This window comes from Sporosarcina sp. NCCP-2331 (assembly GCF_023707945.1).
In the GTDB taxonomy this organism is placed as follows: domain Bacteria; phylum Bacillota; class Bacilli; order Bacillales_A; family Planococcaceae; genus Sporosarcina; species Sporosarcina cascadiensis.
This window is the reverse complement of the sequence record NZ_BRCD01000035.1, coordinates 18,950-28,665: the sequence shown is the minus strand read 5'-3', so window position 1 is coordinate 28,665 and position 9,716 is coordinate 18,950. Positions and strand designations below refer to the sequence as shown.

The following is a 9,716-nucleotide window of genomic DNA, read 5'->3' as shown; positions in this document are numbered from 1 at the left end:
GTAAAGTATATATTTTTGATGTACAATCCGGCCAAGCCGCAGATTATAACGCATGCCATTGACTTGTGTTATCGGTACGGAGGCATCAATGAGACGCTCCCCTGATTGCCGATCATATATTTGCAGCAACGGCTCTTTTGTGTTGGCTGCTTTAAGACCTGCCGGATCGGCAAACAAGGTCCCTTCCCACAGTCGGTTCGTATGGATATAGCTTTTCCCGGTTTCATCGACAATAACGAAGTATTCGTCTTCTCTCAGTTCATCGTCCAGCAACTTGTGCAGCTTCTGATAGTTCGTATGGAATGATTGCTCGTTGGTAATAAAAGGCTGAATACGCTTTGTGACATCTTGCACTTTTCTCAACGCTCTTCTTGCTGATGATTTTTTCAAAAGTTTTTCCATCCATGTTCCCCCGTTCAGCGCCTATCTACTATATATTTACTATATCACATAACATGATAAAAGTAATATGAATTTTGAATAGTAAGAGTATAGTTGAGGGCTTTCTTGTTCGCTTAAGAAGTTCGGGAAATAAGAAGTACTGGATAATTTGCTGAGGCTAATTTGATAGCCGTACCAACTGTAAAGTCATATTCTATTCTTTCAATAGAATAAGGCACTTAAATTGATTTACACGATATTTTCTTTTAAACTGTTTAAATGACGAATTCCAAACTATATAGGAGTGACTTACATTGAAGAAATTATGGCTACTGCCGGTGCTCGCTTTATTTTTGGCTGCATGCGGAAACGAAGAAGAAGCAAAACCGAAAGATGATAATGAAATTTCTGTAGATACAATAGAGCCTGAAGAAGACGCTGCAGAAACAGATCAGGCAGCAACTGAAGACAGCGAGACGGCACTTGAAAAAGAAAATACTGAAGATCAGTCGGCTTCAACTGATTCCGGACTGTCACAATACGAAGAATCCGCTGTTCTGGAAGACCATTTGCCAATGGATGAGCTTACATCCCGCGTCGAGGCGGACAATCCGGGCAAACGAATCATCCTTTTCGAAAATCAAAATGGTGAAAAAGTTTATAAGAGTATTTTCATCAAGCACGACCAGCATGTGAAAATCATCGATCTAAAAGAGGATAACTTGCTTTTTGAAGGCCGAATTACAAAGTAAAAAGCACACGTAAACCTTTCAATTCAAGGGTATAAAAACATTTTAAACAGACCCCTGATTCGCTTATGAATCGGGGGTCTGTTACATGTAAAAATTATTTTGAAACTATATCTACCTGTTCTATTCCACGTTGAGGCGGATCGGAATCTAATTGTTCTCCTTTCCAATATACAATTACGCGCGCCCCTACCTCTAATTCTTTGTACTTGCTGCTTTCAAAACCATAATATGCTCCATCTTTTTCTTGTGCTATTTTTATTAACTCTTCCTCTTTCTTATTGAAAATATCTTCTTCGCTAACATCTGGTATAACTAATATTTGACTCCAACCATTTTCAGACGCTCTAATGTCCACAATAGTGCCTTCTTGTTGTTCCAAAGAACTATTCGTATCTTCTATGTTATTTGATTGTTCTTGTCCACAAGCAACTAGAAAACTCAATGCGACAAATAAAGTTAATAACTTTTTCATTACTCTCCCCTTCTATCGCATTAGACTGCATTTTCACAGTATAGTTACAAGATTTTTTTAACATAATAGCCCTTTTGCAATATAGGCACGATTACTTTTGCAGCAACCGCGCTCGACTGAAGAAGAAGCTTTTATTCACCTGAAGATAATTCTTTATAAAGCCCATTGTCTTCACCATATTCAAACTTGCCGATTTTCCCTTTCTCCTTAGTAGAGAATAAGACAACTCCCGATACATCTGCTGTCTTTTCTTCCTCACCATCTTTTGAATAACCGACAGTTGCAGTGAATGTATATCTGTTTGAATCTTTTTCAGTTTGTTTAACGACTGTGTCTTCCAAATTTAATTCATAACCAGAGAATTCTGCCGCAGTCGGATAAACTAGCCCTGACGTTGAAAAAAATGGGATTAGATAGTATTCAGTAAAATAATCTCCATATACTTCTGTGACGTACTGATCGAACTCCTCATTGACTTGCTTACCATCTACGACCTTTGTGTAATCAGGATTTAGAAGCAAATCCATAATTTTTTCGTCAGGACCGTTGAACTGAAGCTTTAGGACTTTTTCGACAATCCCCGCATTTGGATCCCCTGCCTCGGTATTTGAACAGGCAGCGAACAATACCCCAGTAAGTAGCAACATAAAACTAATAAAGGACACTTTGAAAACTTTTACATTTTTATTTGACATGACAGTTCCCTTCCTATGTTTTATTTACACAATTCGTTTTTGTAAAGATGCAATCATCATTACAAATCGTCTTCTCTTACTCACCAATTTAGTTCAATTCTTCAATACAGGGCGCTGATACTTTTTTCAGACTAGCGCCCGATTGCTTTATATATATAAATTAATAACGATACCAATTATCAACCCCGCTAAGCCACCAACTATTCCACCTATGATAAGATATAGACCATGCTTCTTTTCATCATAATCATTTTTTAAAACGACTCCCATACAAATAGCTACGATTCCCAATAGAATTGGAATAAAACCTAAAGCTAGGATTGCATTTAGCCAACCAATAACTTTTAGTATATTTCTGCTATCGTTTTTAGCCATATTTTCTTGTTGGACTGCATCACTAATTTCTTTGTTGGTTTCCATTTGTTCACTCCTTTGCTCTTCCATAAAAGTGCCCGTTTGATGAATTATTTGGTTGAAAGCTCTTCTACAGTTGACGTCGATATTATTTGCTCTTTTTCTTCTCCGTTTACACTATAATGAATTTTCATCTGCCTATTATCATTTTTATTTACGTTGTTTAATTTCACTTTCAGAATAAGAGTTCCTTCGTCTTTTATCTCATATCCTTGGATATTTTGTTTTACATCTTTAGCATATTCAATATCTTCGGGATAAACTCCAACAGGTTTATTTGGACGTCCACCATAAAACTCGTAAGAAATACCCTCTGTATCTTGTATCTCTGCGTCGCCAACCACTATCTTAATGGAGTCAATAACAGCAGGTTGGCTTCCAGACCATTCAAAAGGTAAGACCAAAGAGTAGGTGCTACCTGAAGGGAAAACGTTAGTAGACATAGCGCCAACTGTGAACTTGCCTTCGTCTTTATCCGAACAACTACTTAACACAATTAATATACAAACTGATAGAGCAACAATAATTTTTTTCAATGTAACCATTCCTCGTCTAAGTTAGCATTAATGACCCGAGGGCGCTCTTTTAATAATGTTATAGCGCCCGTTTGTTTAAGTATGTGCTTACCTCTTACTAAATTTCCCGTACACGTATGGACCAAAGTAGATGATTCCCCAACTAACACCTAACGCAACTGAAAATGCCGTTGATACATTCAAATCATGTTTAAACACAGCATTAATCACCAAGTTTACGGTGAAAAGAACTAAAAAATATAACAGGAATTTGAATATACGGTGCTCCAAATGTCTTCCCCCTTTACAATAAAATGACCCGATTATTTAACAACGATATTCCTTTCATATCTCCCTTTCATTATACTAAATATATCCAACAAAACTTCAGAAAAATGAAAAAGCACCGATGTGTCCGGTGCTTTTTCATTTTTTTCTATAGCGCTCAACTGAACGAGTTACAATAATTATCTGTGCATTTTTTAATTAACGCAGGTATCGGCGTGCCCCGGCGTATTCTGTTTTATACGGTTCCAATGTCAGCGGTACAATTTCTACTGTCCGTTTTGGATTCGGCGCGTGAATCATTTGGCCATTGCCGATATACATGCCCACATGATGTACAGTGCCTTTTCCTTTATTGTATGCAAAGAACAGTAAATCCCCCGCCTGTAAATTTTTCTTCTCCACTTTCAAACCGTTGACGGCTTGAACAGAGGCGTCTCTGGGTAAGTTTATGCCATGCTGGCGGTAAACGGAATACGTAAAGCCCGAGCAATCCAGGCCGAAACCGGAAGTGCCTGCCCACAGATAAGACAATCCATCAAAAGTTTTAGCCGTTTCTATAATTTGCTCTTTTGTCGGTTTCGGCATCGTTCCTTTTGCGTTTACTGTCTTGACAGTATTCTTGTTGATGTATTTCACACCGTCAGCGGGTGTCTGAACAGCAATTAGGTTCCCCGCTTTTCCAACAATCGGTAGCGTGGTATTAAAACTAATCGTACGGAAAGGCTTTTGACCTTTCTCATCCTGTGATAAAACAGCAGTCTTCGTTTTCACCATTGCCTTTTCGCATGATGAATAATTGGGATAGACAGTCGTCAAATGACTTTTCAGCATCCACCCCGGATAACCCGCTGCATTCTTCGGTGAAGATTGATCCAGAACAGCCACTTGCACCCAGTCCTTATGTGTCTGCAATACTTTTACTTCCTGACCGTAAAGGGCCTGTGTTTCGACCTTGCCTACCAGCCATTGTTTTTGAGGCAGATCCATTTCCTTCAGCCACTTGCCGATATCCGGTGTTTTACTGACAGCAGCTGCATCAACATGACGCTTGTCACCAGGCGTTTTCCACAGCGTAGCAACAGGAACATTAATGATTTGCTGTGCTCTATTATCCCCTTTATAGCAGGCAGGTGTGTCTGTAAATTCCGGTTCTAGAATTCGCGCAAGGAACACGGCAAAATGTCCGCGTGTCAGCGATTGATTCGGCTTGAAAGTATTATCGAGAAAGCCTGTTGTTATGGATTTGACAGACAATGTCTGAATATCCGGGAGTGCCCAGTATGTACTTGGCACGTCACGGAAGCGATAATCGGTCTTTCCTTTCAAGTCAAATGCACGAACAAAAACAGCAGCCATCTGTCCTCTTTTTAAGTTGCCGTCCGGCAGGAATTGCTGCTCGGCATTACCTGTGAAAATCCCTTCATCGACCATCGTCGCAATGAGTGCATAGTGAGGATGGGAAGTCTTTATATCGCTCAATTCTACACTCGGACGATTCTCCATCGGCAGATTAAGTGCCCGCTGGATCATCGCAGAAGCTTCTAAGCGCGTGATCGGATCATTGACTCGATACTTTTCATTCGGCTTTTCTAGCAGGATTCCTTTATCGGCTAAATATTTTATTTCTGCAGCGGCGGAATGTTGGTCTGACACATCTGTGAATACAGCGGCAAAAGAAGACAGTGGGAATGCAAAAGCTGCGATGAACAAAGCCAGCAGCATACCGCATAGTTTTTTCAAGTCTGCAACACTTCCAATCTATTAATTTTGTTTCATTTACTATACCTGAGTGAGATTTTTTTGTATAGAAAAAACTAAAAAGGAATCCTCCGCTACTGGAGAATTCCTGCAAATTGAATAGCAGTTCGCTGACTGCTTTAATTCAAGTAGCTTTACACTAATAACTTCTTCAAAATCGCAACTGCCTGATCAATTTCATCCTTCGTGACAGTCAGCGGGGGCAGCAAGCGGATAACATTCGTTCCCGCCGGCACAAGCAATAGCCCCTGCTGCTCTGCTTGCTGGATCACAGAACCGATTTCTTCATTCGAATGAATTCCAATCAGAAGCCCGTTTCCTCGCAATGAATACTTATCTGCTGGAATTGCCGCAGTCAGCTGCTCTTTCAAGTATGTTGATTTCTCCTGTATATCTTGTAAGAATGCAGGCTCGAACACTAGATCGACAACTGTCTGAGCGACCGATACAGCTAGCGGATTCCCGCCGAATGTCGTGCCGTGGGAACCTGGACCGAATGTATCGAACAACTCTTTCCCCGCTAAGAGTGCCCCAATCGGAAAGCCTCCGCCGAGCCCTTTCGCCAGTGTGACGATATCGGGTTTCAAAGCTGTCTGCTCGTAAGCATAGCGCGTGCCCGTTCGACCGATTCCCGTCTGCACTTCGTCAATGATCAATAGGATGCCGTACTTTTCACAAGTTTCCATTACGGCTTTTGCGAATGCCGGGTCAACAGAATTGACGCCGCCTTCGCCTTGGATGACCTCAAGCATGATCGCTGCTGTTTTTTCATTCGCTGCATTTTCAAGCGTAGCTGCGTCGTTAAACGGCAGCCATTCAAAGCCTTCCAGCATTGGACCGAAGCCTTGCTGAATCTTTTCCTGACCGGTTGCTGCCATGGCACCAAAAGTCCGTCCATGGAAAGACTGTTTAAACGTCAGTATATGATGTTTTCCAGTATGCTTTCTTGCCAGTTTGATTGCCGCTTCATTCGCTTCTGTACCGCTGTTGCAGAATAATGCGTACGCAAGACCGGTATCTTTCATCAGCGTTTCCGCTAACTTTTCCTGTTCAGGACTTTCGAATAAATTCGAGGTATGCCACAGTTTTTCACCCTGTTCGTTCAGCGTTTTGACAATCGCGGGATGTGCGTGGCCAAGACTGACGACGGCGATGCCGCTTGTAAAATCGAGGTACTCTTTCCCTTGATCGTCCGTGACGACCGTACCCCGGCCTTTCACCAGGTGCACAGAACGTCTTGCATAGTTATTGAATAATGAAGTCACACGACAGCCTCCTCATTTGTAATAATCGTGCCGGACAATTGCTGCCCGACAATCTGGACAGATGGAATTCCTGCCTGGAGACAGTCCATTGCCGCCTGCACTTTCGGGATCATCCCGCCGTAAATATCTTCCGATTCAATCCAGCCGTGAATATCTGAAGGCACTGCATGCGCCTGTGGCTGATCTTGAATCCGAATACCCGGCGTATCTGTTACAAGCAGCAGACTTTCCGCTTCAATTGCCAGTGCAATGCGGCTTGCGACTGTATCTGCATTAACATTTAACGGCTCCCCTTTGCTCGTTGCACCGATACAGGAAATGACGGGAATAATACCTGCTTCGAGCAATGAATCCAGAATCTCCGTTTTCACTTCCTGAATCTCCCCTACATATCCATAGGTCTCAAAATCCAGCAAATCACAAGTGAACAGATTCGCATCAAAACCGCTCAATCCAATTGCCTTGACACCTTCTTCATTAAAACGGTGAACGAGCGCGGGATTCACACGTCCAATTAAGATGGACTGGACGACACCGATGGCTTCTCCACATGTCACTCGAAAGCCGTTCACTACGGAAGATGTGATGCCGCGGTCCGCAAGTTCCTGATTGATATTGGGTCCGCCGCCATGGACGATTACTAATTGTATGCCTTCTTGCTGTAATTGTTTCACTCTGTCAAAAAAAGCGGTGCTCAATTCATCGAGCATACTGCCGCCCAGTTTGATAACCTGGCGCTTACGTACGGTAGGTTGCATTGATTTGGACGTAGTCATAAGTCAGATCGCACCCCCATGCTGTTCCCTTACCAGTGTTTTTCGGTCCCTGGTTCAGTTCCACTAAAAACTTCACTTCATGCTGCTTCAGATAAATCAGCAGATCTTCTTCAGAAAATTCGACGGGCTCGCTGTTTTCCACTACAAGCGTCGTGCCGATATAGATATTAATCGTATCCGGATCAACTGCCGCCCCGCTGTAGCCGATTGCTGCAATGATACGGCCCCAATTGGCATCACATCCGAAAACTGCTGTCTTCACAAGCGGGGAACCGACTACTGATTTGGCAATTTTACGCGCTTCTTCATCAGAAATTGCACCTGTCACTTTTGTTTCTATCAATTTTGTTGCACCTTCTCCGTCTTTAGCAATCATTTTCGCCAAGTCGAGTGACACCGCATGCAGTGCATTAATAAACGACTGCCAATCGGGATGCGCAGGTGTCAACGCATCATTTCCTGCCATTCCGTTCGCCAGGACTAGTACCATATCATTGGTAGAAGTATCTCCGTCAACTGTAATCGAGTTGAACGTAACGTCTGTTATTTCCTTTAATGCCTGCTGTAAGTATTCCGATTCTATGTTTGCATCTGTTGTAATGAAACCGAGCATAGTCGCCATATTCGGTTCGATCATGCCGGAACCTTTTGCCACGCCGGCAATAACGATTTCGCGATCATCCACCGCTGTTGCATACGCTGTATTCTTTGTAACCGTATCAGTCGTTAAAATAGCTTGAGAGAATTGAATGGAACCTTCCAGACTATCAATGGGCTGCAGTTGCTTGATACCTTCCAGCAGTGGCTCCATTTTCATTGATTCCCCAATGACGCCTGTTGAAGCGATGCCGACTAAGCTTTTATCAATTCCCAGGTGATCAGCTGTTTCTTGCTGCATTTGCAGCGCATCCAGCATTCCCTGTTTACCTGTGCATGCATTGGCATTACCCGAGTTGATGACGACTGCCTGCATTTTCTGCGTCTCATAGACGACTTGTTTCGTGACACTCAGCGGAGCCGCTTGGATCGCATTCGTAGTGAAGACTCCCGCAACGCTTGCCGGCACTTCGCTGACCAAGAGCGCCAGATCGTTTTTCTTATGTTTCAGTCCGCAATGGATGCCGACTGCCTTAAACCCTTTTGGTGACACAATATTTTTACGCGAGATACGCTTCATGCTTTCGATGGTTTCCATAGTAGTGCTCCCCTCAATTCTGGTGTTTTCTATGATGTCTATGAATCAAATAAATAATGGTATATTATCAATCCCGGTCGTTTCATCCAATCCATATTGGATGTTCATATTCTGGATGGCCTGGCCCGCAGCCCCTTTTACGAGGTTGTCGATGACCGCCACGATGGTTGCCCGGTTCGTTCTTGGATCTACTTTGACATGTATATCGCAATAGTTGGAACCGTAGACTTGTTTCGTCCCGATTTTTTGAATATCCGTCAGAACACGTACGAACGGACTGTCTTTATATGTTTCTCTTAAGCATTCTGCTAACTGCTTTTCAGTAAACTGGCCATTCACTTTTGCATAGCTTGTCGCCATGATGCCTCTTGTCATCGGCACCAGATGCGTAGTGAATGTGATGGGCTCCGGCTGGCCGGCGAAATGGTTCATCGCCTGCTCGATTTCCGGGATATGCTGATGCTGATGCAATTTATAGATGGAGAAGTTTTCGTTTGTCTCACTAAAGTGCGTAGCTGCACTTGGTTTGTTGCCCGCGCCGGATACACCGCTTTTCGCATCGATGACCAGCTGGCTTCCGTCAATCAACCCATTCTTTAATAATGGAAGCAATGAAAGCAGCACGGCAGTCGGATAACATCCCGGATTTGCGATGAATTCGGCATCTTTAATCAGTTCTTTATTCCATTCAGGCAGTCCATAAACACTTTTCTTAAGAAATTTCAGTTCCGGTGCATCTTTTTGATACCACCGTTCATACAAAGCCGGATCTTTCAGCCGGAAGTCGCCTGCTAAATCAATTAATTTAGGTCCCGTTCCTACTAGTGGCGGAAGTAAAGAAGTTGTTACGCCTGCCGGAGTACTGAAGAAAACAGTATCCAGCTGCCGGACTTTTTCCTGCTCTATCGCCTGCATAGGCTGATCATGAATATTCATTAAATGTGGATATTTATCAGAAAATATGGTTCCTTCTTCCGAAGATGTGAATAAATCAATCTGTTCAATTTCAGGGTGGCCCTGCAGCAGCCGGATCAATTCGAGGCCCCCGTACCCTGACGCTCCTATGATTCCTACCTTCATCGTCATCACCTCATTATTCATTAGTGATAAGTATACGTATGTATAATTATAAAGTCAACTGTATTTTTATTTATTAACAGTCAATTTATAAATGCAGTTATCCGTCTGCAGAAAAGGTATCAGTT

At 42.7% G+C, this 9,716-nt stretch carries 11 protein-coding genes; 1 reads left to right on the top strand and 10 read right to left on the bottom strand.

The features are described 5' to 3' along the window. The coding region (locus NCCP2331_RS16240; protein ID WP_251671833.1) for a PDC sensor domain-containing protein at positions 1 to 402 on the bottom strand (402 nt) is incomplete at its 3' end. 293 nt (positions 403 to 695) lie between these two features. On the opposite strand from NCCP2331_RS16240, the gene NCCP2331_RS16235 reads away from it, so the two are divergent. Next, positions 696 to 1,133 carry a hypothetical protein gene (locus tag NCCP2331_RS16235; protein WP_251671832.1) on the top strand — a complete coding sequence of 146 codons (438 nt, stop codon included), beginning with the start codon at positions 696 to 698 and terminating at the stop codon, positions 1,131 to 1,133. A gap of 94 nt (positions 1,134 to 1,227) precedes the next feature. On the opposite strand, the gene NCCP2331_RS16230 is transcribed toward NCCP2331_RS16235, so the two are convergent. The 9 genes from NCCP2331_RS16230 to argC all read right to left on the bottom strand — a co-directional run bounded on the left by NCCP2331_RS16230 (position 1,228) and on the right by argC (position 9,591). After that, complete coding sequence (locus NCCP2331_RS16230) at positions 1,228 to 1,605, bottom strand: DUF3221 domain-containing protein (protein WP_251671831.1); 378 nt, start codon at positions 1,603 to 1,605, stop codon at positions 1,228 to 1,230. Positions 1,606 to 1,736: 131 nt separating this feature from the next. Beyond that, positions 1,737 to 2,300: a hypothetical protein gene (locus NCCP2331_RS16225; protein ID WP_251671830.1), complete on the bottom strand. Its 564-nt coding sequence runs from the start codon at positions 2,298 to 2,300 to the stop codon at positions 1,737 to 1,739. Between the two features lie 147 nt (positions 2,301 to 2,447). Further along, the gene (locus NCCP2331_RS16220) at positions 2,448 to 2,720 is read right to left on the bottom strand and encodes a hypothetical protein (RefSeq protein ID WP_251671829.1); all 273 of its coding nucleotides are present in this window, start codon (positions 2,718 to 2,720) and stop codon (positions 2,448 to 2,450) included. Between the two features lie 44 nt (positions 2,721 to 2,764). Beyond that, a complete protein-coding gene (locus NCCP2331_RS16215) occupies positions 2,765 to 3,250 on the bottom strand; it encodes a hypothetical protein (RefSeq protein ID WP_251671828.1) in 486 nt (161 codons plus the stop codon). A 465-nt stretch (positions 3,251 to 3,715) separates the two neighbouring features. After that, complete coding sequence (locus NCCP2331_RS16210) at positions 3,716 to 5,257, bottom strand: NlpC/P60 family protein (RefSeq protein WP_285835523.1); 1,542 nt, start codon at positions 5,255 to 5,257, stop codon at positions 3,716 to 3,718. Between the two features lie 152 nt (positions 5,258 to 5,409). Then, on the bottom strand, positions 5,410 to 6,540 hold the full coding sequence (locus NCCP2331_RS16205) for an acetylornithine transaminase (protein WP_251671827.1): 1,131 nt from the start codon (positions 6,538 to 6,540) through the stop codon (positions 5,410 to 5,412). Then, positions 6,537 to 7,316 carry an acetylglutamate kinase gene (argB, locus tag NCCP2331_RS16200; protein WP_251671826.1) on the bottom strand — a complete coding sequence of 260 codons (780 nt, stop codon included), beginning with the start codon at positions 7,314 to 7,316 and terminating at the stop codon, positions 6,537 to 6,539. Before argB ends, NCCP2331_RS16205 begins: the two co-directional genes overlap by 4 nt. Then, complete coding sequence (argJ, locus tag NCCP2331_RS16195) at positions 7,279 to 8,511, bottom strand: bifunctional glutamate N-acetyltransferase/amino-acid acetyltransferase ArgJ (protein WP_251671825.1); 1,233 nt, start codon at positions 8,509 to 8,511, stop codon at positions 7,279 to 7,281. Before argJ ends, argB begins: the two co-directional genes overlap by 38 nt. Positions 8,512 to 8,556: 45 nt before the next feature. Further along, a complete protein-coding gene (gene argC, locus NCCP2331_RS16190; protein ID WP_251671824.1) occupies positions 8,557 to 9,591 on the bottom strand; it encodes an N-acetyl-gamma-glutamyl-phosphate reductase in 1,035 nt (344 codons plus the stop codon). Positions 9,592 to 9,716: the final 125 nt, after the last annotated feature.